Below are 26,655 nucleotides of genomic sequence, written 5' to 3'. Positions count from 1 at the left end.
GCAAGCAATACGACGGCTGCCGGATCGGCCTTCCATCCCTCACGCTTCTAAAAAACAGAGACAGCCTGGCCGGCTGAAAGTCCCGCTCGCTTTAGGCGGACTGGAGCGGCCGATGTCGTGGCTGGATGGTCATCCGGATGCCATGTTTCGGGCGTAGGGTCACCACGATCTCAGGCTCGACGTCTTCCTGCGCAAGCTGCAACTCGTAGCGGCGGCCGATCAGCGCCAGGAGCAGCGGCCCTTCCACCGTCGCGAAGTGCGTACCCACGCAGGCTCGCGCCCCTGCGCCGAACGGCAAATACGCGCCGCGGGCAGCCGGCCGTTCACCATCCACCCATCGCTCCGGCATGAATCGCTCAGGATCTCGCCAGAAGGCCGGGTGCCGATGCAGGTGATAAATTCCCACCAGAACAATCGCTCCGGCAGGCAGGGAGAACCCGCCGATACTCGTGCTGGTGGCGGCCTTGCGCTGGACCGCCGGCACCGGAGGAAATAAACGAACCGCTTCATCGAAGACCGCACGGGTATACGGGAGCTGGGAAAGATCGTCGGCGGTGGGCCTTCGCCCCTGCAGCACCCGGTCTATCTCGTCGTGAAAACGCGCCGCGACCTCCGGATGGGTGGCGAGCAGGTACCAGGTCCAGGCAAGGGCATTGGCGGTGGTCTCGTGTCCGGCCGCAAAGATGGTCAGCGCTTCATCTCGCAGTTCCTGATCGCTCAACCCAGCACCCGTGTCCTCGTCGCGGGCTCTGAGGAGTAGATCAAGGAGGTCGTCGTGCTGCGCGCCGGTACGGCGTCGCTCAGCGATCAATCCATAGATCAGCGTGTCCATGTACTGCAGAGCGAGACGAAACTGACGGTTGCGCGGCGTCGGCACCCACAGAGGCACCCGCACGAGACGGTGAAACGAATCGAACGCATACTTCAGGCTTACCCGCAGCGCATGACTGATGTGGTCGATCTGATCTGCCACGTCCGTGTGAAACATCGTGTGAGAAATGACCTCAAGAGCCAGCCGCATCATTTCATCGGCGATATCGACCGACCGTCCCGCGTGGGCCGTCCAGCCTGCGAGACGCTGCTCCCCCACCTGCGCCATACGCTCAGCTATCGCCGCCATGCGGGTGCGATGAAAGACCGGCTGGATGATACGTCGGTGCCGCTTCCAGACTTCGCCCGAACTGGTCACCAATCCGTTACCGAGGACCAACGCAAGGCCGGTGGGACGCTGCGGCTCATAGACCTTCACGAAACGATCGGCCTGATGGACGAGAATCTCTTCCGCGAGATCAGGATGACTGAAGAGATACAGCGTCTTGGGGCCGAGCCGAAAGCGCAGCGCATCGCCGTACCGGCGCCACCACTGTAACATCGCCGCCAGCGGTTGCCGCCTGAACGCACGCAGGTGGCCGAGGAGAAATTCGCCGCCGGGCACATCGATCAGCGCAGGAGATGACTTCACATCCACAGGCATTCAGTGAGGTGCGTGGGTTGATTGTTGGACGCGCCCAGAATGAAATCTCGCACGGACTGCGCGGCATCCTACAAACTTAACGTGAAAAGTGGTAGGGCCGAATCAACAGGGCTACATGGCCTGCGGCGGCACGGCATTCAAAGCCTTCCGCCGACTCAGCTGCGTCTGCCACAGCGTCAGCCTCTTACCGGCCACGACCATAGAGGTATGGTACGGGGAGCCCACCGCTACCGCTTATGCTTGTAGCCAAGAAGAACCTGGAGAGACTCAGGGGTGAGCAATCTTGTGTGATGGTGCCGAAGCCGGGAGTTGAACCCGGATACCCTTACGGGCGCTGGTACCTGAAACCAGTGCGTCTGCCAGTTCCGCCACTTCGGCTTGAAGAGAAGAATAGAGCGGGATTATCGCTGATCGGTTTCGACCCGTCAAGGTGAGGGACGTGAAATTATCGGGCGACCGGGATCGATCAACTTCAGCCTGCGGTCAGAACACCGTCGGTGAGATTCCAGGCGCCACCTGCCGTCACCTCGCGCAGGTCGCCGCTGAGCACAATCCGTTCGCGGACCAGCCCGGCCGACGCCAACAGGAAGGCGGCGCGAATACGCGGGGCCTCGTCCGCAATCAACACGTCGAACCGCACCTTGCGAAACAACGGATCGGCCGCCACCCGCGCCGCCGTCGTGACGATGACCCGCCGGTTCTGCACAAAGGCCTGCCGGTTTGTATCCTCCTGCGCCGCCAACAGCTCGCGAATCTTCTTCGTCCCTCCCAACCGGATCACTTCTTCCTTGAGTTCGGCAAACTCCGGCTTGAGCTCCTTCGGAACCGTCGCCTCGGGAATTAATTCGGCAATCCGCTCCTTGGCGATATCGACTTCATGACGGAGCCCGGCACAGTGCCGCTCGTAGATCACTTTGTACTCGCGCAAGGTTTCGACATTTTTCCCTACCGCCTGCATCGACAACCGCTTCCAGATGGGGAGCTGTTCATAGTCGATCAGGGTCTGGTCGATGTCCTTGATCTTGGCCAAAAAATCCGTCAACTGAGTCACGAGTCGCCATTCCAACAGCCGCACCTCGTCCAGATCCTTCTGCTTCTGAGCCTTGTAGGCCAGAATCGGCGTGAGTTCACGGAACCGATCGTATTTTTTACGCAAGACCGCCTTGTCGGATCGAGACTTGGCATAGAACTGATGCATCTGCGCCTCAAATCCCAAATCCGGAAGAGGAATGCCTCCGCTCTCCTTGCTGGTCGCCACTTCATACCGACTCAGCCAACTCCTGAACGTCAATCCGGCCGCTTTCATCGCCCGGGCCGTGAGCAGGGTGATCGTATCGGCGCTCTCGTGATCCGGGGCGATGAGCAGAATACGTTTGTTGCCTCGCAGCAGCTCAATAACGAGCGTAGCCAGCTTCTGCCGACGCGCCGTCAGATCGTCTTGCCACAAGGGCGTGAGCACGGAGGTAGGAACCAGAGCCTCTAACATCACCCGGTCTCCGGTTTGCCCCGCCTCGAACACGGGCAGAAGCCGCTCAGCCGGACCTAGTGTGTAGGAGGTCCCCGTCTTGCTCATCTCGGTCAAACGGCGGCTGGTAGTAAGGGCCAATCCGCCGGCATCTGGTACCAGAGTGCCGTGAGGCACCACCTCGCCGATGGCATCGAACAATTGCAACACGAGGCGTTCCCCGTCCTGAAACAGCACGATCCCCTCCGTCGGTTCGACCTCTTCGCCCAAGAGCAGAGTCGCTGACAGATCGGCACCGACCAGCACGTCGGCAGGCAGAAAAAACTCATACAAATGCAAATTGCCGACGGTCTGGAGCAGCCGGCCGCGCGTGAGCGGAATCGACTGGTCGAGCCCCTGCTCCGTGCTGCGCGCCGCCTCGCCGTCCAGCATCGCGGCCAACTGATCGAGGAGATCGGGTAAGGTGCCTGGTAGTGCGGTCATGGTCCGTTCTTTCCCCGCCTTTCATCGTGGCCCGTCCCATGGCGCCGGTCACACCGCCACGGCACCATGGCTCATCGAATAGGGAACGCATCTTAACGAGTTCTGAAAGATCCTGTCCATCTGCCTCGCGCTCACGCGGATCACCCGGACCAAGACACGGAAGATGTATGGGAAGAACCCTCCTGAACGCCTGTTGGACCATTTTGAGCCACACGAAGAAAACCGCCCGGTGGCTCCAGATCAATTGACTTTTGCACAGCCCGCCAGTATGCTTTTTCCCTTTCCAACAGAAGGAGTTGCAGTATGAAGGTGATTCTCCAAGAAACACTCGAAGGCGTGGGCGACCTCGGCGACCTTTTGGACGTCTCCAACGGGTTTGCCCGCAACTATCTCTTGCCCCGCAAGAAGGCTGTGGAAGCCAATAGCCGGAACATCAAAGAATTCGAACATGCCAAGCGGGCCGCCGCCGAGAAAGCCAAGAAGGAAAAACAGGACATCGAGGCGCACGGCAAGAAGATCTCGGCCGTGTCCCTGACGGTCTCCGCCCAGGTCGGAAAAGACGACAAGATGTTCGGGTCCGTCACGGCCAAGGATATCGCGGAAGGGTTGGCTGAACAGGGGTTCACTGTGGATCGCCGCAAGATCCAGCTGGCCCAGCCCATCAAAGAACTCGGCACCTTTGCCATCGCGATCAAGCTGCCACGCGAAGTCACCGCGACCATCGCGGTCCACGTGGTGAGGAAGCAGGACGAGCAGGCAGAACCGGAAGAAGCCGCACCAACCGCATAACCCGTTGCGGGATCATGCGCGGCCGCCAGACCGGAGGCCGCGCTCGGAGGAAGCATGCAGGATCTGATCGGTTCGTTGGACGCGTTGAAATCAACCGACCCCGAGACGTACGAGGCCATCGTCGCCGAGGAACAGCGGCAACGAGACAAGTTGCTGTTGATCGCTTCGGAGAATTTCGCCAGCCCCGCGGTCTTGGCCGCCCAGGGCAGCGTCATGACGAATAAGTATGCCGAAGGGTATCCCGGCAAACGCTATTACGGCGGATGCCAGCATGTCGATACGGTTGAAAGCCTCGCCATCGAACGCGCCAAAAAGATCTTTGGAGCCGAGCACGTGAACGTGCAGCCGCATTCGGGGTCGCAGGCCAACATGGCAGCCTATCTGTCTGTGCTCAAGCCTGGCGATACGATTCTGGGGCTAGACCTCGCCCAGGGCGGACACTTGACCCACGGCAGCAAAGTGAATTTCTCCGGCATCATTTTCCGGGCGTTTTCGTATGGCGTCGATCGCCAGACCGAAACCATCGATTATGCGGCGGTTCAGAAAATCGCCGAGGAATGCCGTCCTCGCATGTTGGTGGTGGGAGCCAGCGCCTACGCTCGCACCCTCGACTTCCCCAAGTTTCAGGAAATCGCCAAGTCGGTGGGCGCGTACCTGCTAGTCGATATCGCACACATTGCCGGATTGATCGCAGCCGGTTTACACCCTAATCCCGTTCCCTATGCGGATTTCGTCACGACCACGACACATAAGACCCTGCGCGGCCCGCGCGGCGGCGTCACCATGTGCAAGGCCGAATACGCGAAAGCCGTCGACAAGATTATTTTCCCGGGTCTGCAAGGCGGCCCCCTCATGCATGTGATTGCCGCCAAAGCGGTCGCTTTTAAAGAAGCGCTCTCTCCGGCATTCAAACGGTACCAGCAACAGGTGCTGGCCAACGCCCGCACCCTGGCGCAAGGGCTGGTCGACCGAGGATACAAGATCGTGTCCGGGGGTACCGATACCCATCTGATGCTGGTGAACCTGACCAACAAAGGCATCACGGGCAAAGAAGCCGATGCCGCCTTGGATGCCTCCGGCATCATCGTCAACAAGAACGCTGTCCCTTATGACGAAAAACCGCCGGCCACGGCCAGTGGCATCCGGATCGGCAGCCCCATCGTCTCGACGCGCGGCATGCGCGAAGCGGAGATGCGTGAGATCGTGGCGCTCGTCGATCGCGTGTTGCAACATCACCAGGACCCACAGGTGCACGCCGAGGTGCGGGCGCAAGCAAAGACGTTGTGTAATCGTTTTCCCATCTTTCATGCCTACGATTCGTCTCCCGCTTAGGCAGGACGTTCGCCAGTGAAGTGTCCTTTCTGCGACGATGTCGAGGACAAAGTTGTCGATTCGAGGATGGCCAAGGAAGGCGAGGTCATCCGGCGGCGGCGCGAATGTCTGTCGTGTAAACGACGCTACACCACCTACGAACGAGTCGAAGAAACCATGCCCGCCGTTGTGAAGAAAGACGGGCGACGGGAACCGTTCGATCGGAGCAAGATCGTCTCCGGGCTCAAGAAGGCGTGCGAAAAGCGGCCGATCAGCACCGCGACCATCGAAACCGTCACTGATCGCATCGAAAAGCGCATCCAGGACATGGGTGAGACCGAGATTGTGAGCACCGCCGTCGGGGAAGAAGTCATGAAAGAACTGTCCCAGCTCGATCAGGTCGCTTACGTACGATTCGCATCCGTGTATCGAGAGTTCAAAGATATCGACCAGTTCATGGAAGAGATCAAAGCCCTGGCCCAGCAGCGCCGGGAGCGTTAGCCTCTCCCCTCTCCTCGCTGTTTCGGATCAGTCCGCTCAGTTAAGGTCTAGGCAGGATGGGCACCAATTGAGGAGAGGCTTGCGCTCTCTCGACATGTTCTGAACCCATGGCGACAACCAGAATCACCCGCAACCGACGAACAGCCTCGCGGCCCAGCAAACGGCGATCGCCCGGGGCCACACATGTCGTCATCATCGGCGCAGGTCGCGGCGGCACCGCCTTGATGGAGATTTTCGCCAACGATCCATTGGTCCGTATCGTCGGCGTGGCAGACATCAGCGACCAGGCACCAGGCCTCGGCCTCGCCAAACGCCTGCACATCCGGGTGACCCGCAACTATCGCCAACTGCTCAAAATGGGACCGGTCGATCTGGTCATCGATGTGTCGGGCAACCCTGAGGTCGGCGAATACCTCCAGGACATTCGTCGCATGGGCGTGTCGGTCATCGGTGGTGCCAGCGCTAAATTCATGTGGCAGTTAATCGAAGCTCGGATCCGCGCCACCGCCGACATCGAGAAAGCACTGAACAAGTACCAGTCGCTGTACCGCTTATACGTGAAGGAGACCGGTGCGGCGGTGACGGAGGAACGAACACGCATTGCCTGCGAAATTCACGATGGGCTCGTACAGAGCCTGGCCGGCGTCAATTTCAAACTGGAACTGTCTCAAGAACTGCTGCGCAAAAATCCCAAGGCCAGTCTGGCCACGATCCGTGAATCCAAAGCCCAGCTGAAATTGGCCATCCAGGAAGCCAGACAGGTTATCTTCAATCTACGCCCGCTCCAATATGACAAGATGGAGCTCATCCCGGCGTTGACGAATTACCTCAAGTCGTACGAAACCCAGTACCATATCAAGACGGCTTTCTCCGTGACCGGAGACGAAACGATCTTATTCCCACGCACCAAGATCTTTTTGTTCCGGATCGTGCAAGAGGCCTTGAGTAACGTACAAAAGCATGCGAAAGCCAAGCGCGTGTCGGTGCAACTCGACATTCGACTTGACCTGTTACAAGTGACCATTTCCGACAACGGGATCGGATTCGACATGGATGCGGTCCTTCGCGATCCCGAAAAGTGGGATCACTTCGGCATTCGCGGCATCTTGGAACGCGCACGGCTGGTGGGCGGGGAAGCCACGATCGATTCGAAGAAAGGGCGCGGCACGCGCATCGTGCTGCGAATCCCACTAGCCGACAAGGAGACGATTCGTCATGGAAAAAATTAAAGTCCTGATCGCCGATGATCACCGCGTGGTGCGCGAAGGCCTGGCAGCCATCCTCAAAACCAAAGAAGACATCAACGTGGTGGGCGAAGCGCAGGACGGCGCGGATGCCGTGGAGAAAACCAAGACCCTCATGCCGGATGTCATCCTCATGGACGTCAGCATGCCCCGCATGGGCGGCATCGAGGCCACCCGACAGATCAAGCGGGAATTCCCTCACATGGGTATCGTGGCGCTGACGATGTACGAAGAACAGCAATACATCTTCGATCTAGTGCGCGCCGGTGCCACCGGCTATCTGCTGAAAGACTCGGAATCGTCACAAATCGTGGCTGCCATCCGGGCAATCTACCGCGGTGAGTCGCTGATTCATCCGTCGGTCGCTAGTAAGATCCTGGCCGAGTTCTCCCTCATGTCACAGAAAAAGGGCAAGAAGCCGACGTGGGTCGAGCACGATCTGACCGAACGGGAAATCACCGTGCTTCGTCTGGTTGCAGACGGCAAGACCAACAAAGAAATCGCCAACAGCCTGGACCTCAGCGAGAAGACGGTTAAGAACCACGTACGCAATATCTTTCACAAACTTCAGGTCTATGACCGGACTCAAGCCGCGATTCTGGCTATTCGGAAGGGACTCATCGAACTCGAACCGCGACCATAACAAAAGCTGACGACGAGCATCGGACACACCTACCGGTTCCGAAGCTGATGTAGAAAACACATGGTTTCCCCGAGGACCCAACTGAGCACGATGAGGTAACCCATTGAAAACCAATCACTTCGGATCATTGACTCCACAGCCAAAAGATACAATTGTGTTAATTTCACAACAGTGATTACTTCAAACAAATCAATATAATCTATTATTTATCAACAATATATGATCACAACCCTGAATGGCACAATCATTGCCTATATGGAAGTACACACTACGGAGGAGGCACCGTGCGGTTTCAGCAAACGATCGGATCACCAGTTTCCTGCTCAGGCGTCGGACTCCACTCCGGCCAACCGGTCACGCTGACACTTCGTCCTGCCCCCCCCAATACCGGTATCATCTTCATCTATCGGAACGGATCGGAGGAGACCCTCCTCCCTGCCGCTATTTCCAATAAGGTGCCAACCGAACTCTGCACCGCGATCAGCGTCAACGGCCATCAAGTCAAGACCATTGAACACCTTCTGTCGGCGCTGGTCGGCATGGAAGTCGATAATGTGTACGCGGAAGTCAACGCGGGCGAAGTTCCCGTATTGGATGGCAGCGCAAGCCCGTTCGTACGCCTGATTCGCGCGGCTGGCGTCATCCCGCAGACCCGTCGCCAATCCTACGTGAAAATCACACAACCCATTGAGGTCGTTGATGGAACGCGGCGCGTCCGGATCGAGCCATCGGCAACCCCGAAAATCACCTACTCCATTCACTATGATCATCCGTTGATCCAGACTCAGTCCTACACCTACACGTGCTCCGCCACGGCATTCGAGCAGGATATTGCCACGGCGCGCACCTTCGGATTTTTACACGAGGTGGAAGCGCTGTGGGCACGAGGTCTCGGAAAAGGCGGAACACTGGATAACACGGTGGTCCTGTCTAAAGACGGTGTCGTGAACGAAGCAGGCTTGCGCTTCCCAGACGAGTTCGTCCGGCATAAAGTCCTGGACCTGATCGGCGATATCGCGCTGCTTGGCTTCCCGTTCATCGGTCATGTCGTCGCCGAACGCTCAGGCCATGCGATGCACACTCGACTCGTCGAGCAAATCCTCGCTCAGCGCGACAAGTGGGCGCTCATCACCGGAGAGCATGCCGTTACTGCACCTGAACCCCGCACGTCACTGGGGCTCCTTCGCCCTGCACCGTCCCTTGCGATCTAATCACTCCGCCTAGTATCCGCAACACGTGTACCCCCCTCAGGCCTAGACCCGCAAGGCTATGGTTGCTTTTAGGCATAAAAAAACGCCGGAGGTAAGTGGCCTTACCCCCGGCGTGTAAATCCTGGCAGGACTTACTTCTTCTTCGCTGCCTTCTTCGCTGGTTTCTTCGCTGCCTTCTTCGTTGCCAAGATTCTCACCTCCCTTCACACATTTAGAGTTGACGTGAACTTCTCTTCCACCCACTCATACAACCGCTGTCAGTTCCTGAGTCATTACCGCAAACGTGTTCGGCCCGACTTTCTGGAATCGTTTATCTCGCTTTAACGACGTCGCCACGGACGTCAACGGCGTCTTCCCCTTTATCTGTAACCCACCTTCCAACAACCGCTGCAGGAGCTCCTTCGCGTGCATCGGCCGGCTGGCTTCGCGGAGAATTTGATAGGCGGCCTCAGGCACACTCTTCCCGACATACTTGCTTTTTCCAAGCAAGATCTCACGCGACTGATCCGTGACATCCGTCACCGGCAGCGGGCGAATACCTTTTTCGTCGGTGATGATCTGACTGGAGAGACTCGCCAGCTTGGCCTTATCGGCTTCGACGCGATACAGGGTCTCCGCCAGCTCCAGGTATTTCTTGATCATCGCGATTTCGTCGTCGAGACGCCGCCGCTTCTTCTCAAGCTCCTGGTAGCGATTCCGGTAGGCACTGATGCGCTGCTCAAGCCCCACCAGAATGTCGGTTAATTCTTCCACAAGCAAGTCCTCAACAAAGCATACTTGCTTTATAGCAAGTGATTCATTTTCTGTCAAGTCACTCAAAACAACTATTTGATCGCATCATACGCACATGTATTCAGAATGCATACAATGCCTAATCAAGCCTTGCCATACAAGAACAAGCGTTTTCACTCCTGTTATTTATCATGCACTTACAATGATTTAGCAGAAAAATGCGCCCTCCATTCGTCGCTTGAATGCGACTCGTGCTAGGATAGGGCGCCTATGCATACATCAAAGCCTCTCTCCCCAGAAGAGCATAACTTGTATCTGACGACCGCGATTCGAGCAGCCGAAGCAGCCGGAACCGTGCTACTGGACCATGCCAAAACCGGTTTTCGGATCGACTATAAGGCGGCGACCAACCTGGTGACCGACGCAGATCGACGCGCCGAGGAGCGTATCGTGCACACGATTCTGTCCGCCCACCCCTCCCACCGAATCCTTGCTGAAGAGCGCGGGAAGGATGGGGCCACGGACTCCCCGTATTGCTGGATTATCGATCCTCTGGACGGCACAACCAACTTCGCACACGGCTTTCCGTTCTACTCAGTCTCGATCGGGCTGGAATATGAGGGGGAATGTATCGTGGGAGTGGTTTTCGACCCCATGCGCCGGGAACTGTTCACAGGGGCCCTGGGACAGGGCGCATACCTGAACGGCGAGCGCCTTCGCGTGTCGACGATTGAGACGCTCGACCAATCACTGCTGGTGACTGGCTTCGCCTACGACATCCGGGACACAACGAACAATAATCTCGACCACTTCGCTCGCCTCTCACTCCGCGCACAGGGTATACGCCGAACCGGGTCGGCCGCTCTCGATCTGAGCTATGTGGCTGCCGGCCGGTTCGACGGATATTGGGAAGTCAAACTGAGCCCGTGGGATATGGCTGCGGGCATTGTCATTCTTCGAGAAGCGGGTGGAACGGTCTCCGGATTCAGCAAGGGCCGCTTCTCGCTGTACGAGCAAGAACTCGTCGCCACCAACGGACGCATTCACGACCACTTACTCCGCGCCATCAATCAGCAACCTGATCCTCACTAATCAGGAGCGTGTTCAGCCGCCGACCCGCGGCGATTCATTGCCGGCCACGAACAGAGCACACCGCGACACTCCCCATGTACAGTGCGATATTTGATACGGTATTATGCCGACCTCACCCGTCAGACCGAAGGAGTGCACGCACCATGGCAAGCCAAGTCCCCCCACAAAAACCAGTCGCCGCACCCGCCGCCCCGCAGGACGTCTGGGATGTCGAATTGTTACACGTACACGTGTCACGTAAAGGACAACTCGTCAATGCCGAATGGGCGCTGCACCCTCAAATCAAGGCAGATTTGAGTGCGGAAGAATGGAAAGAGCTCGGGGAACTCATGAGCAAGGTCACGACCATCGTCGGACATCGGTTTTCACAAGCCCTCGGCGAAACAGACCCTTCCACGCCGGGGAATGCCTAACAGGCCGGCCCCCCGACACGCCGCACCGTCACCGTGCTCACCGATCCGTCTCATGGACGGACCACGCCTATTCACCCTAAGAGGTTATCCATGGACTGCTATTACCACTCGAAGGATCTCGGCAAATTCGGAGACATGGGAAAGGGCAACCCGGTCTTGTGGGAGAAGTTCATGAGTTATTACAGCGCCGTCTTTGCCGACGGTGCGCTGACCGAGCGGGAAAAGGCGCTGATCGCGCTCGGCGTAGCCCACGCCGTGCAATGCCCCTACTGCATCGATGCCTATACTCAAGCCTGTCTTGAAAAGGGATCCAACATCGAAGAAATGACCGAAGCGGCACACGTGGCCTGCGCCATTCGGGGAGGGGCCTCCCTCGTGCACGGGGTGCAAATGCGAAACGTCGCTGAGAAGCTGTCGATGTAGGGGAGGGGATACACCCGACGCGACCGCAGAATCCGCTTAATAATAGGGATGCTCGGGAATGGCCAGCGTGAAATACTTTCCCCGCTCTTCATAGAGAATTCGCTTCGCCGTCAATCGCTCCAACGACTCTTGGATGACGCCATCCGCCGCGCTCCCCACGTCACCACGCTCCCGAACCGCGCTTCGCAAGTGCTCCAATGACTTCGGTGCTTCGCTGCACAGATCAATGAATAATGACGCCGGCCAGTCGAACCGTTCACGCGTCGGAGTCATCGTCCGCCCATCGTACACCGTCACATAGTCGAACGCCTTCGAATAGTACAGGAACGGCTTGTCTGCAGAGGCGGCTCGCCGTTGCCATTCTTCCACGACACTCATCAACTCCTGAAACACCTCCGGATCCACGGACCATTGGTCGAGCTCGTATTCGAAGTCATACGCGATTTTCGCAAGATCGACCTGCCGCGAATCATAGACATGCGAATAGGCCATGCCCGGGCCAGCGATGCGGATGCCGTATTCGTGCGGACGCGTGTAGTAGGGGCTGAACCGCTCCAGCCAGAACTTCCCAGCTCCTTCCGGCGGCTGCAGGTGAAAGAGAGAGGGGAGGAGAGCAATCTGCCGACGATAGTCATCGTTGGTCTCGCCCGGAAATCCGAGCAGGATATTCCACGACACCGCCACGCGATAGTAGAAGCACCATTTCAGGCAGACTAGATTCTGCATGGGCGTCACGCCCTTATCCATCGCCTTCAACTGAGTCAGGCTGAGGCTTTCCAAACCGGGCTGCATGCACTTCACGCCCCCTACGGCCAGCGTTCGGATCTGACTCTTCTGCAGATTGCTCTTGGTTTCAATGAACACATCCAGGTCGCGGCGCTCCTGGGCGAAGCTGCCGAACAGGTGCTCGACATATTTCATATCGATGATGTTGTCCACAAGCCGGAACCGTGTCGTATCGTACCGACTCGACAAAAACGCCATCTCACGAGCGACTTGTTCGGACGACTTGGCGCGGAACTTCATGCTCTGCGCATTCAGTCCGCAGAAAGTGCAATGGTGTTTTTCTCCCCACCAACAACCGCGTGAGCCTTCGTACAAGAGAATGCGATCCAGTCCACGCGACGCTTCGGTACCGAGCTCAGCCAGGAGATGATAATAGTCGTCGTAGTCCGGCGGACCGGTGTGCGCAAATTCCGTAAAAAGTGCCGTATTCGGCTCATAACGAATCTCGCCATTCTCCCGGTACGTCACGCCTTTGGGGCAGGGGCCAATCGATCCGCTCAGCACATGGTCGACTAACGCGGGAAACGTCACCTCGCCTTCACCAACCACCACATGGTCGATGAACGGGAACGCCCGAAAATACTCCAAGCCCATCTCACCATCGTAGTTGGCGCCACCGAATACGATTGTCACATCCGGATACAAATCCTTGATCAGCTTCGCCATGGTCAGGCTGGCGACGTTTTGATCAAAGGTGGATGTAAACCCCACGATTTTGTACTGACCCCAGTCGATGCCGGTCATCGCCCCCGTCAGGAATTGCGGCGCCGTCCGCGTGGCCATCTCCTCGAAGAACGAGACCGGTTGGCCGCTCTCCCGGGCAATCTGCTCAAACACCGGTTTGAACACTCGCGGATAGTCGGCCCGTTGGGGGTTATCGCGAAACAGGAGATAGGAGAACAGCCACTCACCGAACAGGGCGCGTTTCTCACAAATCGATTCGTAGAGCGGAATTCCGATCTTATGCGCGAATCGCACATTCAAGTGGTGGCAATCGACCGCCACACCTCTCGACTTCAGCAACGCCGAGAGTGTCCCCAATTGAATCGAGGGATACTTCGAAAAACTGAAGGGCATATTGACGAGCGCCACCTGGACCTGAACATTACTCATACGCACCCCAGTCTGGTCGGCACAGGGCAGGGCATACAGCAGGATATGCGATGAACCTCCTCACGAAACGATCGACCACGAGACGCGCCACGAGCGCCTGCGGAGAGGGCGACGCAGGGGAAAATACCGCGAGCCATCGAGGAGGACGAGCGAAAACGTTCGCGCCGGGCGAGGAGATCGGTTGTCGCAGTACATGCGCCATGACTGGTCCGGGTTAGGCTCCAGCCCGGAACGGGTCAAATTCACGATCCGCTTTGGCGGCCAGATAAAAATCACTCTCCGTGAGTCCATTGATTTTGTGCGTCCAGATCTCGACCTTACATTTACCCCACGCCACATATAGATCCGGATGATGGCCCTCGGCTTCAGCCACGACCCCGACCTTATTTGCAAAATCCAGCGACTGTGCGAAATCCTTAAACGTATACAACCGCTCCAGATGGCCCTGGGTATTGAGTGACCACCCGCGTCCCAATTCCTGCAGCAACGATTCCGTACGCTCTGCAGGGAGGGGAGGGACCCCGCCCCGGCAGGGAATACATTTCTTGTCGGCCAGACTCATGACATCTCCTTCGCAGACGGTGACAATCGTCAGTGGTTTCGAGAAGGCGCTATTCTACGAGCTGCCCGTTCTGTCCCGCAACCGCCCTAGTACCCTGAGGGCTGCGCCGCACGTTGGTGCTCCAATGCAGCATGTCCGCGCTCAAAGAACAACCCTCGATTAATATCCCCCACACTGACCATCCCGACCAATGTGCCTTTCTCGACCACCGGAATGCGTCGAAAATTCTTCACGCCCATATACGATGCCGCTTCCAGCACGGGAGTCCGTGGCGTCACCGTCAATGGATTCACACTCATGACCTCCTCGACCCGCTGGGTCAGGACATCCGCATACGCATCCTCCATCTCAATAAAATCCCGACTGTGCACATTGTCATGAATATATTCGCCGTAATTGGGATAGAGGGGGATCAAGACATCGCGCAACGTCACCAGGCCGATCAACAACTCGCCGTCCTCCACGACCGGAATCGCGCCGCAATGACGACTGAGCATCTTGGTGACCACGGAACGCACGGATTCGTTTCGTCTGGCTGTGACCACACCGGTGGACATCACATCTTGGACAAGCATGGCAGCCTCCTTTCACGCACGGCGACTCGCTAAGAAATCACCCGTAGGGGAACGTGTTCTGCCTCATCATTCGCTCTCGTCGACGCCTCCGTCACCAACGACTTGCCCTCTGACTGCGGAGATGCTTTGCAGACTGACGCGAAATATGGTAGGGAAATGGGGTTCGAAAAGAAAGCCCCTCCCCCCGCAAACCGTCTGTAGGAAATCGGGGAGGATTCTCCCAGGCCATCTTACGCGAGGTCGCTATCGCCACCGTCCTTCGCATCGGTCATCGGGGAGCCGCCGGCCACGCCCCTGAGAATACGCTCGCCGCGATTTGGAAAGCCCGATCCTTTCACGCAGATTTCGTCGAAATCGACCTGCGCGCAACCAACGACGGTCATCTCGTGCTGTTACACGACGAGACCATCGATCGCACCACCAATAAACCCGGTCACGTGGCCGAGTTGTCACTCGAGCAGATCCAACGACTGGACGCGGGCAATTGGCAACGCGTACCGACGTTGGAGGAAGCGTTGGACATCGCCGGGGGAGCCATCGGGATGATTCTCGAACTGAAAGTAGAAGGAATTGGAAACGAGGCCTGCGCGATCGTGAAACGCACCGGCTTCCCCGGCACGTTGATCTATGCGTCCTTTCTCATCTCAGAACTCCGTCGCCTTCGGCAAGTCGATCCCGAGGCGAAGTTGATGGTCTTGCACCCTCGCCACCTTCCTCAGGACCCCGTCGCAGATGTCGTTGCCGTAGCGGCAACTCACGTCGGACTCCACTATTCGACCGTCACACCCCTGTTGCTCCAGACCTACCACAACCTCGGAACGCAGGTCTTCACCTACACCGTGAACGAACGGCACGACATCCAACGTATGCGTGAGATGGGCGTGGACGGAATCGTCTCCGACTTTCCCGACCGCATCTGAGCACGCCACGAGGCAGATGGCTCATGGCCTATGGCTCGGAAAGAGAACGGTCCGGTCACTGATCTGGGCGATACGCCATTCGCCAGAAGCGCTTCTTCTACGAAGCCAGCTTCACCACGATCTGCACCGCCGCAACGCTATTGGGCACCACGATGTCGCGGCCGTCGCCCGTCTTCACCAGGATATACCCCATCGTCATGGCATCAATCACCCCCGTCTCAAGGCCGGTCGGCGCCGAGAGCTGCACACGATCGCCCACCTCGAACGGATGATAGAACAGCAACGCGAAGCCTGACACCAGATTACTGAGCGTCGTCTGCGCGGCAAACCCGAAGAGAATCGACGTCACTCCGGCACTGGCCAGCAAGGCCGTGCCCACGGAATGCAGTTGCGGAATCGTATGAAAATAGAAAATGACCGCCAAGGTGTAGACCACGATCTGCCCTAGCCTGATCAACAGCGTCGACGCGGCCTGATGTTTCAAGAGAACTCCGGCCCGGCGCACCCCCAGCTTGATCGTACGAGCCAAAAACCAGGCGACCAGAATGAAGAAGCATGCGTAAAACACAGCCCCGACCCATGTCGCAGGGTTGATGAAATCTCCACGGACGAACACATCCAGAAAAGACATAGGCACCTCCATGGCTCAACGCGTGATCTGCGCTGAACAGTTCGGACGACTGTATGCCATGGAAGAAGGTCTGAACAAGATGGGAGGGCCAGGACGATAAAATGCCACGGGCGACCCTACACTGCGGTGGGAGGTCGCCCGTGGATGGCGCTTGGGACGCCGAAAAAATCGATGATGTGATCGGAGACTCGGGACCCGTTCGAGAAGACGGGGTGTCAGGATATCCGTCGGGGGGTAATCTACCCCGGGAACTTGTGTGCCTCGTGTTTAGATCGAATCCTTCTCTTTTTTTGTGGCTGTTATCCGATTATCGGATAGTGCCGAGAGGCACAAGCCCGCGAAGGATCCGTCAACCACGACCGACGATCAGGTCACCCGCGACTCTGCGGGCCGTTCTAATCCGGTGGCGTAAGTTCTTCCATGTGTGACCCTCCCCGGTTGAGGAGTGGCGAGGTCTCCCGAACAGGCGCGCACTGTCCATCGCCTCGTCACGGTTAACACAGCCCTTGGAATACACTCTCCCCTCTTACGCTCCTTAGAAAATCCTGTCAATAGGGAAATTGGCCCTGGTCATCTATCCTGAACTGGCGGACTGCTTGAGATCTCTCACCGACAAGGGCCCCTGCGTGGACAGGAGCCCCCGGGTGGCGCTTAGGACGCCGAGTGCTGTTCGTCATGTCGCGGCCCGTAAAGACCTGCCGAATCGAACGTGAGGCAGGAACATCTCGCCAGAGAAACACAGCCTGTCATCCACAGGCAAGATAGAGAAACCACGACCAGTCCTCCGCTGAGAGGCATGACGCAATGAGGGACCTCCGTGCGCCTTCAATGCCATGAGGCATAGCCAAGAGAGAACCGACCGGCAGAACCGACGAGACACCTGCCTTCAATTCGGCAGGCCACACGGGCCAGGTGGAGTCATATCGTTCATCGTCCACCCTCCTCTCTGTTGCGGGAATCAGTGGGAGATCTAGACGGCAGCCGCGCGGTCTGTCCGGTCTCCCAGCTACCACGATGCAATCGGGCCGCAAATCCTCTCTACGCTCCTCGAAAAATTCTGTCAATACGGGGGTGGGGTGGCGGCCGGCAACCAGCAGCCTTACCGGTCCGCCGGAGAACGCCCCTCTTTCATCGCACCATCGAATGGCTGCCTGATCACCGCCATATCCTGTTTCTTATAGTCGGCGGGAGGGAGGAACAACCTATCGTCGAGACTTTTCTTTTCGATTTTTATCACTTCCCAGCGAGCCTCCTCATTCCCCTTGGCATCACGATCCACGCCCTTGATCGGAAACCCGCCGTCCTTGAAGAGCTCACGCATCCACCCCGGCAGCAACGAGGCGCCTCCCGCTTGTGCGCTCATCATTCCCAACATGGCCGCATTCCCGATCCCCCTCGCGATGCAGAGCTCGCCGGTGCTGCCGTCCGACTTGTCTTTCGTGTGATAGATGTCGCAGGAATACCCTGCGGCCTGATCGCGCTTTCCGGTCTTGACGATCACGACGTCCTCCGACCTCTCCGGCGGAACCTGAGACGTCTCCCCCGTGGGAATTTCCACATACATCCTCTCGTCATGCTGAAGACTGTACATGATCTTCTTCTTTGCATCGAAGATCAGAGCGCCCTTATCCGCATCCGGGCCTGTTTCCTCAAACCGCAATTTGTCGCCCTTCAGAAACCACTGCTGCTGCATCGTCGCCCCGTCGCTTGTCTCATTCAGGAGCATGAGGCCCTCAAAATCACTCGCCGACACGACCGCTGCAACAGCCGTCAGGAGGATGCCTCCTGCTAGACCCAGCATGACCATGCGCATGTTACGCTCCTTCCATCATGGACGCGCGCTGCGACCGCGCGTCCTGCGGTTGCACCCGTTGTGACCGCCTCATCTCACTGGACCATCCTATCATCTCGCTCAGGTTCGACGACTATTCATCCTGCAGGGCATAGAGTCGACAGCACCGGCCGGAGCGTAAGCGAAGGTGGAGGCCGCCCGCTGACTCCCCCCTGCATGCCGACGGCCCCGCGCTACACAATCTTCAACGTGTTGAAGTTCACTCCCTTGGGAGCCGGAGGGGTCGAGAGCTTCATCGCCGTCAGCGCCTGGACCACCAATTCGGCCACCACGAAATTGCGATACCATTTGCGATTGGCCGGCACGATATACCAAGGCGCCCGGTCGCTGCTGGTCGCCGCAAGAACCTCCTCGAAGGCCGTCATATATTCGCCCCAGAGCTTGCGCTCTTCCAGATCTCCCGAATTCCATTTCCAACGCTTCTCTGGATCATGAATGCGGTCTTCCAGCCGAGCCTTCTGTTCATCCTTTGAAATATGGAGAAAGCACTTCAGAATGGCCGTCCCGTTCTCGGCAAGGAGTTCCTCAAATTCCTTGATCTGATTGAACCGGCGCTTCACCTCCTTGCCCGAAACCCAGCCGTGCACCCGTGTAATCAACACGTCTTCATAGTGCGAGCGGTTGAAAATTCCGATTTGCCCCCTGGCGGGCGCTTTCTGATGCACACGCCACAGGAAGTCGTGGGAGAGCTCTTCGGCGGAAGGCGTTTTAAAAGACACCACCTTGCAGCCTTGCGGATTGACCCCGGACATCACACTGCGAATTGTGCCGTCCTTGCCGCTGGTGTCCATTCCCTGTAAGACAATCAACAACGCACGCGTGCCGTTGGCATAGAGACGCTCCTGCAATTGATCGAGTGTTGCAATGAGTTCGGCCGTGGCCGCTTTGGCTTTGGTTTTCCCATCTTCATTCTTTTTATACGCCCCGGTGTCGTCGGGATCGAATCGTTTTAATGCCGGCCGGCAGCCGGGTTCGATGCGATAGGCGTTCATCCTATCCTTCTTCACGAGAGTCCCTCCCTTCACTGATCAAGACACGCGTCTCCTCATACGAGTCCTTCATGCAAGAAGAGACCTGTACGCCGTCATGGCGAGCGACTCTATCGGCGATGAAACGAGTCGCATTCCTGGTTGCAAATTAAATTTATTCCCCCGCTCCATTGATTGAACCGGACGCAGCCTTATGTGATAAGAAGTGACCTTATTCCTAACTCAAGGAGGCGTCAGTCATGCTCAAGGAAGTGAACGGAGACATCCTCTTATCCACCGCCGGCGCCATTGCACACGGCGTTGCTCCCCACGACAATTTTAAGCAGGGCTTAGCCTTGTCGCTCCGCGAGCAGTGGCCGGGGATGTACAAAGATTTCCGCCACTATTGCCAAACCTACAATCCCAAACCGGGCGGCGCCTGGTCCTGGAAAGGTCCGAATTCGCCGGTCATCATCAATCTGTTTACGCAAGAACCGCCGGCCAGCGATCAGGATCATCCCGGAAAGGCCACCTTGCCCAACGTGAATCATGCGCTCCAAGCACTGAAGAAGGAACTGCAGGAGCATCAGGTAACGAGCGTCGCACTGCCTCGTCTAGCAACGGGAGTCGGTGGTCTAGGATGGGAGAAGGTCTATCCCTTGCTCCAGCAGGTCCTGAAAGAGCTGAATATTCCTGTGTACATCTACGGTCAGTACAAAAAAGGGGTGGCGGCGCAGGAAGCCTAGGACGGCGTCAGCCGGCGGCGCGCCAGGGTAAGGTATTGCAGCAAGAGTCCGATCTGCGACTGCCGCGCAAGATACCATTGTGCGGCGGTCGCAACTTTCTTTCCAATGCGCACCGTCACAATGCGCTCATCCGGCAACGAAAACACATCTTCGTCGGTATCGTCGTCGCCGACGTAGAGCGCACCGGAACTCTTCAGCTGGTGCATCAATTCCAACATCGCGGATCCCTTATGGAGATTGCCGGACGGGATGGCGTTCACCACCGCTTTCCCCAAGACGAGCCTCGGCGAAGGGGTCAACATCGAAACCGTATGAAAGATCGCCTCACGCGCGAGCTGAGGAGAACAGGCCTGCCGATAGTGGAACGTCAGGGAATAGGTCTTATCCTCCACGATCACCCCGACCCGCGTCAGATTCCGCTCATCTTTTGAAACCGTCTTGAGCCACGCGCGACAGCACTCTTGAGCTTGGTGCATGACCCGCTCCGACGTATGCAGCCCTTCAAGCCCGTGATTGCCGATGAGGTGCGCGGAGATGCCCTCTATGCGCGGGCGAAGATCGTCGAGTGACCGCCCCGAAATGACCGCTGTCGGTGCGGCGACCGCCACAGCATGCAGGGCCGCACGAATAGGTTCGGTGAGGGCAGCGGCATGCCGATCCTGAACGATTCGCGCGAGTGTCCCGTCGAAATCAAAGGCAAACAACGCCTCGGCCTGGCCGGCCAGCCGATCGAGAGCACGCTTACCTGGAGCGCTGAGCACGTCCTGCATCGGTGCGATTACCGCCCTCGTCCTGAAGCTTGCCCCACCTGCTTCATCACGCGAATACGACGGCGCATCCGTGCCGCATCCATGAGCATGCGACCGGCCCAACGATACACATTAAATTCCTGAATCAGCCCGCGCATGCTTCGCATGCGGGCGCGTTGCTCCTTTGGAGTCATAGACAGCGCCATATGTAACGCCGCCGCGCACTGATCGATATCGTACGGATTGACCACCAAGGCCTCGGGGAGCTCCTGTGCCGCGCCGGTGAACTGGCTGAGGATCAATACGCCTTGTTCGTCATCGCGGGCCGCGATGAATTCTTTGGCGACCAGGTTCATGCCGTCATGCAAGCTCGTGACGAAGCAGAGATCGGAAGCCCGGTAGTACTCATACACATCCGGCGGCTCGTGGTGCTTCACTTTCAACACAATCGGCTCATACCCCTCGCGGCCGAATCGCTTATTGATGCGCTCAGCTAGCGCATAAACTTGGTCGTGGAAATGTTGGTACTGATCGATGATCGTCCGACTCGGCGCGGCGATTTGCACGAAGGAGAACTTGCCGATCCACTCTGGCTGCAGCTCGAACAACCGTTCGACGGCGAGGAATCGTTCGATGATGCCTTTGGTGTAATCCAAACGGTCCACACCGATCCCGACCAGCCGATCGGGTCCCATCGCATGGCGCTCGCGGATGTGCACCCGGCAATCCGGCACCGGCCGTTGATTCTCCAACCAGCGCGACGGCCATTCGATGGAAATCGGGTAGGGGTTCACCGCAGTCAAGCGTCCGCCGTAGGACACCGTGGAGCTGTCGCGGTCGATACGTGCTTCCAGGATGCGATCGATGCAGGAGAGGAAATGGTTGCCATGCTCACGGGTGTGGAAGCCGACAATACTGCTGCCGAGCAAGCCTTCCAGAATCTCCTGCCGCCACGGACAGATGCCGTAGCTCTCAGAATTGGGCCAGGGAATATGCCAGAACATGATGATGGTCGCGTTCGGCAGCTTCTCCCGCACCATCTTCGGCAACAGTGCAAAGTGGTAATCCTGCACGAGGACCACCGGATCATCCGTCTTGGCCTCTTCCACCACCGCCTGCGCGAACCGTGCGTTCACGGCCACGTATTGCTCCCAGTCGGAAGTCCGGAACGTCGGACGGACATGCGCGTTGTGGCACAGCGGCCAGAGGCCCTCATTGGAAAACCCATAATAAAACCCGGATTCTTCGTCGGGCGACAACCACAAGCGACGAATATCGTACGAGGGATGATCCGGCGGCACCCGTACGTGATCGCGGCTGTCCACCACTTCCCGGTCGGCTGAGCCGTTGCCATGGGCGATCCACACACCCGAGCAAGCCCGCATCACCGGTTCAAGGGCGGACACCAGCCCGCTGGCCGGCAGTTGCACCTCGATCTTCTGCCCCCGTCGATTGTGGATGTAGGGCTGCCGATTCGACACAATCAGAATTTCATCGCCCGACAGATGTTCATGCAGAATGGTTTTGAGGCTGGCGGGACTCCAGGTGATTTGGCTTTCATCGCGCATCCGGCGATCAGCTTCCAATTCCCGCACCAGCGCATGAAGATCCTGCGCCACCGGATGCAGTTCCGGCGAATGGATTCCGGCGGATTCAGCCGGCAACCCTTTGCTGGTCAACATGGCCCGCACGCCGGCCACCCAGCCCCTCCAGCTCAGCTGCGCGACCAGCACCGTCACCGCTGATATCAACCCGGCCAACCCAACAAACAGATAAAAAATGTACCACTTCGTATCGGTGCTGCGCTGGTGCACAAAACTCATGTCATGCACCAGCATCAATCGACCCTGTACTTTGCCCCCCGACTGAATAATCGCCACCACCACGTGCAGCGGGCCCTGCGCAAACTCCACCACTTCCGACGAGCCCGGCGCCAGGTGCGCCAGACTTTCGCAGGACAATTGGTCGGGGTAGGTCAGGGTCTGGTACAGCAGGCGCTGCTGGGTATCGCAGAAACCCAGTGCATACAACCGCTCATCCTGAATGACTTTGTGAAAATACGCGAAGATCTTCGTCCGCGAGCGGGAGATGACCAAGTCCGCCAACGGTACTTCCATCGTGCTGGCCAGCAATTTAGAGCGGCTTTCGAGATCGCGCGTGAACCACTTCAGCGTAAGCGAGTCCACCAGGGGCACCACGCTATAGGCCACAACGCCCAACACCAGCAGGAGAGGAAGAATAAACCGAAGGGACAGACGCATGTGTACTCCTACAGTTTACTTTGGAATCAAAATCTTTTATGGTCGAGGGTATGTACCCCTACGGCCTCATCGGCAATTGCCACATCTCCGCCCATATTCATGAAAGCGGGTCTGTGGACTGGCTCTGCCTGCCGCGACCGGATAGCGAACCGGTCTTCGGCCGCATCCTCGATCCCGAGGGCGGACACTTCTCCATATCAAGCCCTACCAGTTCCGCTCAAGTCAAGACGACGCAGCGTTACCTCCCTAATACAAATATCTTGGTGACCGAGGTATCCACGTCAAAGGGTGACACCTTCAGAATCACGGACTTCTGCCCGCGCTTCGAACAATACGGCCGTGTGTACCGGCCAGCCGCCCTCTTTCGCATCGTCGAACCGCTGGCCGGCACTCCGTCGATCCGCGTGAGTTGTCGCCCGGTCACAGGATGGGGAAAAGAATATGCCCGGGGCATGCGTGGGAACAGTCATGTTCGGTATGACATCCGGGGTGAGTATCTCCGATTATTGACCAACATGCCCCTGACCTACCTGTACGAGGAACGCCCCTTCGCCCTCACCGAGAAAACATACTTCGCCCTCACCTGGGGCCTGGGGATCGAGGATGACCTCGCCAAGGTCAGTCACGAATTCCTCGACCAGACCACTCGCTACTGGCGCATGTGGGTCAAACATTGTTCGATCCCGGTGCTGCACCAGGAAGAAGTCATTCGGTCCGCGCTCGCGCTCAAGCTCCATTGTTATGAAGACACCGGCGCCATCCTCGCCGCATTGACCACCAGCCTTCCGGAAGAGCCGGGCGGCCCCAGGAATTGGGACTATCGGTACTGCTGGCTGCGCGACGCGTATTTTTCCCTGACCGCCTTCCACAATCTCGGCCACTTCGAAGAGATGGAAGGATTTCTCAAATTCCTGCTGAACATCGCCTACACGCATGAACATTCTCGGGAACGACTCGCACCGGTGTATACCCTCAGCCAGGATCTCCCGCTGCCGGAAACCGAACACCGGAACTGGGCCGGCTTTTGCGGGAGCGCTCCGGTGCGCAACAACAATCAGGCCGCCGAACATATCCAAAACGATGTCTACGGCGAACTGGTCCTCGCGCTGACCCCAATTTTCTCCGACAATCGATTCTACGATCTGCGGACCAAAGACCAGGAACAACTCGTCGCCAACCTCGCCCGGTTATGCGACCGGACCATCGCCCAGCCCGACGCCGGACTGTGGGAGATTCGTAATGGCTGGCAGGAACATTCGTTTTCCAATTTGATGTGTTGGGCCGGGCTCGACCGGGCCCACCGCATGCACAAGGCCGGATTTCTGCCCTCGTTGACGTTCGACCTCGACGCGGCGCGCGCACGCGCCGCACAGGCACTCCTGAACGCCATGAAAGACGGCTCGCTTCGAAACGGCCCCAAAGACGACACCTACGATGCCTCGCTGGCTCAGGCGGCGATTCTCGGCTTTCCCAACCGGGACGTCTGTGAATCCACGATGCAGAGCATTGCACGAACCCTGGCCGTGCAAGCAGGAGGGAAGGAAACCGGTTTCTATTTTCGCTATCTCCGCACAGACGATTTCGGACGGCCGCAATCCAGCTTTGTCATCTGTTCCTTCTGGGTCGTCCAAGGGCTCGCGCGACTCGGGCGGATGGCGGAAGCGCAGCAGATCATGGCCCAGGTCCTCACCGGCGCAAACCACCTCGGGCTCTTCTCCGAACATTTCGTACCCGAAACCCGCACCCAGCTCGGCAACTTTCCTCAAGCCTACTCCCACGTCGGCTTGATCAACGCCGCCTTCGCCGTCAGTCCGTCCTGGACGACGGTACTGTAGCCCGCGCACATCAATCCCACCGTACAGGCTCATGGCAGGGGCCTACGGATATTGAAGTAGAACCTGCAGGACAAGAGGGGTTGGTCGTCGGCGCCACGACATCATGTGATCATGGCAAGAATGATCATCTCGACACGGAAGTGAAGGCAGGGGAGAGTCCGACCTCGCCCCCGGAGCCCCTCTGGTCGGCTCCGGGGTGAGCAGAATTGGCGAAGAGCTGCCAATGGCACAATCTAAGGCGCAGCCAGCCCTCAACGTTACTGGGTGGGACCGACGACTCGAATCGTCCCCGGCTCAATCACCATGCCGCCCGGGACTGCTGATTTCATACGCGCATTGTAACTAATCACCATCCCCTTACTGAAGCAGAGGCTCGTGCTCTTGCTCGGTGACAATTCAGCTGTTTCCCCAACCTGGCCTATAAAGTTGGAAAAGTCGCGCTCACAGCTCAACATGTCCTTATTCAAGCCGGGAATATCGATCCGTACCGGAAGTGTGCGGTGGTTCACCCAGCGTACTTCGTCACCGACCCGCACCGTCAAATCAGCGGGATTCAAATGCTCCTCAAACTTGACCTCGTGAATCACCGCCGTCCTGGTCGTTTCCGCCAATCCCGCACAGCCTGTCATCAAAAGCAACCCGGTCAATGCAATCACTGATCCTCTCATCCGTATCCTCCTTCCTAAAAAACGATTGTACTTCCAGGCTCTCGGAATCTAAAAGGTCTGTTCATACTCTTCCGAGCCCACCGTCTTTACTTTACCATGTTCCACAAGCTCACTTCCAAGCTCGGGACTCAGTATTTTCGCGTGGAAGCCGATCTGCGTTATTTGACGCGGGTCACTTGATTGGCATCGGTATGGTGAAACAGGTCGCTCCGGCCCTTCATCTTCAGCTGCGTGTCTTCCTTGTAACTAAAACTGTCGCGTCCATGCAGGGTCACGGTCAGTTCATAGTGAACCGTCTTGAATTCCCGATCGAGAAACTTGTTCGAGCAGATACCGTAGGTATCCGATCCGGCATCCGCTGCAATCTGAAACGACGAGGCGTCCGGCTCCACGGTGCCACCGGCCAAGATCGTAATGCCGCGCGGGACCACAAAACATCGCAGCACCTGTTTCGCCGCCGCATCCCAGAGCCAATATCCGGTATCCTGGTGAAACGGGGCCTCTTCGCCCAATCGCCATGCTATCCTCAAATATCTCAGGCCGTAGAACTCTTGTTCATGATTCTTGACCGATCCGATCGGCTCAAACGTGAACCGTTCGCGAAAGGCATTGTGTTCTGTCCCTCGGTCATCGTCAGGCGCCACATCGGCGCCCTTGTCTCCCTCCCACACCCCAGCCAACACCGCCAACGGACCGAGATTCTTCAGCAGCTCGTCACCCATATCATCGTTCCTTTCATTCTGTTGTATTGACCAGCACCAGGCAAATCTACTCGCATCGCGTCGCGCCCAGCAACCACGAAAAAGCCCCTGAGTCTTGCAACTCAGGGGCTTGATTTGGTGGAGGCGAGGGGAGTTGAACCCCTGTCCGAAGATCGTCGGCTCATCGCGTCTACATGTGTAGCCGATTCTTTAAGCTTCGCAGCGACCCACGCCTATCGGCCGGCTTAGAATCGCCGCTAGCCCAGTATTGTCTCGCCCCCCGCCGCTGAGCACCGGCGTGGGACCAGCCCGCTGCATCGCGCCATTCCACCCCCGCGGGCCTCAGATGGAACGACGTCTCAGCTTAAATAATTAAGCTGCGAGTGCCAGTTCTTGGTTGGCAGTTGCGTTTTTCCCGGAATTTTACGAGTTCCCGAGATCTCGACATGCGACGATGGCGTCAATATCCCCGTCGAAACCGGTCGCCCCCTTTCTTGAAGATCGTGA

The 26,655-nt window shown here is 57.8% G+C and carries 26 protein-coding genes, 1 tRNA gene and 1 other RNA gene; 12 read left to right on the top strand and 16 right to left on the bottom strand.

The window, feature by feature from the left end:
* Positions 1–91 precede the first annotated feature (91 nt).
* The 3 genes from V9G17_10365 to V9G17_10355 all read right to left on the bottom strand — a co-directional run bounded on the left by V9G17_10365 (position 92) and on the right by V9G17_10355 (position 3,422).
* Positions 92–1,468, bottom strand: coding sequence for a cytochrome P450 (locus V9G17_10365; GenBank protein ID MEI2752998.1), 1,377 nt, complete (start codon positions 1,466–1,468; stop codon positions 92–94).
* Between the two features lie 297 nt (positions 1,469–1,765).
* Positions 1,766–1,852 (bottom strand) — tRNA-Leu (locus V9G17_10360).
* 94 nt (positions 1,853–1,946) lie between these two features.
* Positions 1,947–3,422: a hypothetical protein gene (locus V9G17_10355; GenBank protein MEI2752997.1), complete on the bottom strand. Its 1,476-nt coding sequence runs from the start codon at positions 3,420–3,422 to the stop codon at positions 1,947–1,949.
* A 303-nt stretch (positions 3,423–3,725) separates the two neighbouring features.
* Between V9G17_10355 and rplI the strand changes: the two genes are divergently transcribed.
* From rplI to lpxC, 6 genes are all read left to right on the top strand, one after another.
* Positions 3,726–4,211, top strand: a complete 486-nt coding sequence (gene rplI / locus V9G17_10350; GenBank protein ID MEI2752996.1) for a 50S ribosomal protein L9 — start codon at positions 3,726–3,728, stop codon at positions 4,209–4,211.
* A gap of 54 nt (positions 4,212–4,265) precedes the next feature.
* A complete protein-coding gene (gene glyA, locus V9G17_10345; GenBank protein ID MEI2752995.1) occupies positions 4,266–5,543 on the top strand; it encodes a serine hydroxymethyltransferase in 1,278 nt (425 codons plus the stop codon).
* Between the two features lie 15 nt (positions 5,544–5,558).
* Positions 5,559–6,023 (top strand): transcriptional regulator NrdR, encoded by a 465-nt coding sequence (gene nrdR / locus V9G17_10340; GenBank protein ID MEI2752994.1) that lies wholly within the window; start codon positions 5,559–5,561, stop codon positions 6,021–6,023.
* A 107-nt stretch (positions 6,024–6,130) separates the two neighbouring features.
* The gene (locus V9G17_10335; protein ID MEI2752993.1) at positions 6,131–7,252 is read left to right on the top strand and encodes a sensor histidine kinase; all 1,122 of its coding nucleotides are present in this window, start codon (positions 6,131–6,133) and stop codon (positions 7,250–7,252) included.
* A complete protein-coding gene (locus tag V9G17_10330; protein ID MEI2752992.1) occupies positions 7,239–7,910 on the top strand; it encodes a response regulator transcription factor in 672 nt (223 codons plus the stop codon). The genes V9G17_10335 and V9G17_10330 overlap by 14 nt, the downstream gene beginning before the upstream one ends.
* Positions 7,911–8,194: 284 nt before the next feature.
* Positions 8,195–9,121, top strand: a complete 927-nt coding sequence (lpxC, locus tag V9G17_10325; protein MEI2752991.1) for a UDP-3-O-acyl-N-acetylglucosamine deacetylase — start codon at positions 8,195–8,197, stop codon at positions 9,119–9,121.
* Between the two features lie 243 nt (positions 9,122–9,364).
* On the opposite strand, the gene V9G17_10320 is transcribed toward lpxC, so the two are convergent.
* The gene (locus tag V9G17_10320; protein MEI2752990.1) at positions 9,365–9,874 is read right to left on the bottom strand and encodes a winged helix-turn-helix domain-containing protein; all 510 of its coding nucleotides are present in this window, start codon (positions 9,872–9,874) and stop codon (positions 9,365–9,367) included.
* A 249-nt stretch (positions 9,875–10,123) separates the two neighbouring features.
* Here V9G17_10320 and V9G17_10315 point away from each other — a divergent pair, with 249 nt between their 5' ends.
* From V9G17_10315 to V9G17_10305, 3 genes are all read left to right on the top strand, one after another.
* The gene (locus V9G17_10315) at positions 10,124–10,945 is read left to right on the top strand and encodes an inositol monophosphatase family protein (protein ID MEI2752989.1); all 822 of its coding nucleotides are present in this window, start codon (positions 10,124–10,126) and stop codon (positions 10,943–10,945) included.
* Positions 10,946–11,088: 143 nt separating this feature from the next.
* Positions 11,089–11,358, top strand: a complete 270-nt coding sequence (locus tag V9G17_10310; GenBank protein MEI2752988.1) for a hypothetical protein — start codon at positions 11,089–11,091, stop codon at positions 11,356–11,358.
* Between the two features lie 90 nt (positions 11,359–11,448).
* Positions 11,449–11,781 (top strand): arsenosugar biosynthesis-associated peroxidase-like protein, encoded by a 333-nt coding sequence (locus V9G17_10305; protein MEI2752987.1) that lies wholly within the window; start codon positions 11,449–11,451, stop codon positions 11,779–11,781.
* Between the two features lie 36 nt (positions 11,782–11,817).
* On the opposite strand, the gene V9G17_10300 is transcribed toward V9G17_10305, so the two are convergent.
* From V9G17_10300 to V9G17_10285, 4 genes are all read right to left on the bottom strand, one after another.
* Positions 11,818–13,680 carry a RiPP maturation radical SAM C-methyltransferase gene (locus V9G17_10300; protein MEI2752986.1) on the bottom strand — a complete coding sequence of 621 codons (1,863 nt, stop codon included), beginning with the start codon at positions 13,678–13,680 and terminating at the stop codon, positions 11,818–11,820.
* A gap of 214 nt (positions 13,681–13,894) precedes the next feature.
* Entirely contained in the window at positions 13,895–14,242 is a 348-nt protein-coding gene (locus V9G17_10295) for a 4a-hydroxytetrahydrobiopterin dehydratase (protein ID MEI2752985.1), read from the bottom strand.
* Between the two features lie 86 nt (positions 14,243–14,328).
* Entirely contained in the window at positions 14,329–14,817 is a 489-nt protein-coding gene (locus tag V9G17_10290; protein ID MEI2752984.1) for a CBS domain-containing protein, read from the bottom strand.
* 230 nt (positions 14,818–15,047) lie between these two features.
* On the bottom strand, positions 15,048–15,200 hold the full coding sequence (locus V9G17_10285; GenBank protein ID MEI2752983.1) for a hypothetical protein: 153 nt from the start codon (positions 15,198–15,200) through the stop codon (positions 15,048–15,050).
* On the opposite strand from V9G17_10285, the gene V9G17_10280 reads away from it, so the two are divergent.
* A complete protein-coding gene (locus V9G17_10280) occupies positions 15,132–15,737 on the top strand; it encodes a glycerophosphodiester phosphodiesterase family protein (GenBank protein ID MEI2752982.1) in 606 nt (201 codons plus the stop codon). The genes V9G17_10285 and V9G17_10280 overlap by 69 nt on opposite strands.
* Positions 15,738–15,834: 97 nt before the next feature.
* Here V9G17_10280 and V9G17_10275 read toward each other — a convergent pair whose 3' ends face one another.
* The 3 genes from V9G17_10275 to V9G17_10265 all read right to left on the bottom strand — a co-directional run bounded on the left by V9G17_10275 (position 15,835) and on the right by V9G17_10265 (position 19,227).
* Positions 15,835–16,368, bottom strand: coding sequence for a mechanosensitive ion channel domain-containing protein (locus V9G17_10275; protein MEI2752981.1), 534 nt, complete (start codon positions 16,366–16,368; stop codon positions 15,835–15,837).
* 1,099 nt (positions 16,369–17,467) lie between these two features.
* Positions 17,468–18,181: a DUF4412 domain-containing protein gene (locus V9G17_10270; GenBank protein MEI2752980.1), complete on the bottom strand. Its 714-nt coding sequence runs from the start codon at positions 18,179–18,181 to the stop codon at positions 17,468–17,470.
* Between the two features lie 212 nt (positions 18,182–18,393).
* Positions 18,394–19,227, bottom strand: coding sequence for a polyphosphate kinase 2 family protein (locus V9G17_10265; GenBank protein ID MEI2752979.1), 834 nt, complete (start codon positions 19,225–19,227; stop codon positions 18,394–18,396).
* A gap of 221 nt (positions 19,228–19,448) precedes the next feature.
* Here V9G17_10265 and V9G17_10260 point away from each other — a divergent pair, with 221 nt between their 5' ends.
* Positions 19,449–19,934 carry a macro domain-containing protein gene (locus V9G17_10260; GenBank protein ID MEI2752978.1) on the top strand — a complete coding sequence of 162 codons (486 nt, stop codon included), beginning with the start codon at positions 19,449–19,451 and terminating at the stop codon, positions 19,932–19,934.
* On the opposite strand, the gene otsB is transcribed toward V9G17_10260, so the two are convergent.
* Together otsB and V9G17_10250 are read right to left on the bottom strand one after the other, a co-directional pair.
* Entirely contained in the window at positions 19,931–20,695 is a 765-nt protein-coding gene (gene otsB / locus V9G17_10255) for a trehalose-phosphatase (GenBank protein ID MEI2752977.1), read from the bottom strand. The two genes, V9G17_10260 and otsB, sit on opposite strands and share 4 nt — an antisense overlap.
* A gap of 17 nt (positions 20,696–20,712) precedes the next feature.
* Complete coding sequence (locus tag V9G17_10250) at positions 20,713–22,944, bottom strand: trehalose-6-phosphate synthase (protein MEI2752976.1); 2,232 nt, start codon at positions 22,942–22,944, stop codon at positions 20,713–20,715.
* 38 nt (positions 22,945–22,982) lie between these two features.
* On the opposite strand from V9G17_10250, the gene V9G17_10245 reads away from it, so the two are divergent.
* Entirely contained in the window at positions 22,983–24,779 is a 1,797-nt protein-coding gene (locus V9G17_10245) for a glycoside hydrolase family 15 protein (protein MEI2752975.1), read from the top strand.
* Positions 24,780–25,036: 257 nt separating this feature from the next.
* Here V9G17_10245 and V9G17_10240 read toward each other — a convergent pair whose 3' ends face one another.
* The 3 genes from V9G17_10240 to ssrA all read right to left on the bottom strand — a co-directional run bounded on the left by V9G17_10240 (position 25,037) and on the right by ssrA (position 26,638).
* The gene (locus V9G17_10240; GenBank protein ID MEI2752974.1) at positions 25,037–25,447 is read right to left on the bottom strand and encodes a hypothetical protein; all 411 of its coding nucleotides are present in this window, start codon (positions 25,445–25,447) and stop codon (positions 25,037–25,039) included.
* Positions 25,448–25,605: 158 nt separating this feature from the next.
* A complete protein-coding gene (locus V9G17_10235; protein MEI2752973.1) occupies positions 25,606–26,169 on the bottom strand; it encodes a heme-binding beta-barrel domain-containing protein in 564 nt (187 codons plus the stop codon).
* 115 nt (positions 26,170–26,284) lie between these two features.
* Positions 26,285–26,638: a transfer-messenger RNA gene (gene ssrA / locus V9G17_10230) on the bottom strand.
* Positions 26,639–26,655: the final 17 nt, after the last annotated feature.

The organism is Nitrospira sp., assembly GCA_037045225.1.
In the GTDB taxonomy this organism is placed as follows: Bacteria; Nitrospirota; Nitrospiria; order Nitrospirales; family Nitrospiraceae; genus Nitrospira_A.
The sequence above is the reverse complement of the archived record's forward strand: the minus strand, read 5'-3'. Positions and strand labels throughout refer to the sequence as shown.

Excerpts from the sequence above, each read along its gene's own strand:
- V9G17_10315 (MEI2752989.1), top strand. The coding sequence starts at position 10,124 with ATGCATACATCAAAGCCTCTCTCCCCAGAAGAGCATAACTTGTATCTG.
- V9G17_10355 (MEI2752997.1), bottom strand. The coding sequence starts at position 3,422 with ATGACCGCACTACCAGGCACCTTACCCGATCTCCTCGATCAGTTGGCC.
- V9G17_10275 (MEI2752981.1), bottom strand. The coding sequence starts at position 16,368 with ATGTCTTTTCTGGATGTGTTCGTCCGTGGAGATTTCATCAACCCTGCG.
- V9G17_10250 (MEI2752976.1), bottom strand. The coding sequence starts at position 22,944 with ATGCGTCTGTCCCTTCGGTTTATTCTTCCTCTCCTGCTGGTGTTGGGC.
- V9G17_10260 (MEI2752978.1), top strand. The coding sequence starts at position 19,449 with ATGCTCAAGGAAGTGAACGGAGACATCCTCTTATCCACCGCCGGCGCC.
- V9G17_10300 (MEI2752986.1), bottom strand. The coding sequence starts at position 13,680 with ATGAGTAATGTTCAGGTCCAGGTGGCGCTCGTCAATATGCCCTTCAGT.
- glyA (MEI2752995.1), top strand. The coding sequence starts at position 4,266 with ATGCAGGATCTGATCGGTTCGTTGGACGCGTTGAAATCAACCGACCCC.
- V9G17_10285 (MEI2752983.1), bottom strand. The coding sequence starts at position 15,200 with ATGACCGTCGTTGGTTGCGCGCAGGTCGATTTCGACGAAATCTGCGTG.
- V9G17_10245 (MEI2752975.1), top strand. The coding sequence starts at position 22,983 with ATGGTCGAGGGTATGTACCCCTACGGCCTCATCGGCAATTGCCACATC.
- V9G17_10290 (MEI2752984.1), bottom strand. The coding sequence starts at position 14,817 with ATGCTTGTCCAAGATGTGATGTCCACCGGTGTGGTCACAGCCAGACGA.
- V9G17_10235 (MEI2752973.1), bottom strand. The coding sequence starts at position 26,169 with ATGGGTGACGAGCTGCTGAAGAATCTCGGTCCGTTGGCGGTGTTGGCT.
- V9G17_10270 (MEI2752980.1), bottom strand. The coding sequence starts at position 18,181 with ATGCGCATGGTCATGCTGGGTCTAGCAGGAGGCATCCTCCTGACGGCT.
- V9G17_10330 (MEI2752992.1), top strand. The coding sequence starts at position 7,239 with ATGGAAAAAATTAAAGTCCTGATCGCCGATGATCACCGCGTGGTGCGC.
- V9G17_10305 (MEI2752987.1), top strand. The coding sequence starts at position 11,449 with ATGGACTGCTATTACCACTCGAAGGATCTCGGCAAATTCGGAGACATG.
- V9G17_10335 (MEI2752993.1), top strand. The coding sequence starts at position 6,131 with ATGGCGACAACCAGAATCACCCGCAACCGACGAACAGCCTCGCGGCCC.
- V9G17_10240 (MEI2752974.1), bottom strand. The coding sequence starts at position 25,447 with ATGAGAGGATCAGTGATTGCATTGACCGGGTTGCTTTTGATGACAGGC.
- V9G17_10295 (MEI2752985.1), bottom strand. The coding sequence starts at position 14,242 with ATGAGTCTGGCCGACAAGAAATGTATTCCCTGCCGGGGCGGGGTCCCT.
- rplI (MEI2752996.1), top strand. The coding sequence starts at position 3,726 with ATGAAGGTGATTCTCCAAGAAACACTCGAAGGCGTGGGCGACCTCGGC.
- V9G17_10310 (MEI2752988.1), top strand. The coding sequence starts at position 11,089 with ATGGCAAGCCAAGTCCCCCCACAAAAACCAGTCGCCGCACCCGCCGCC.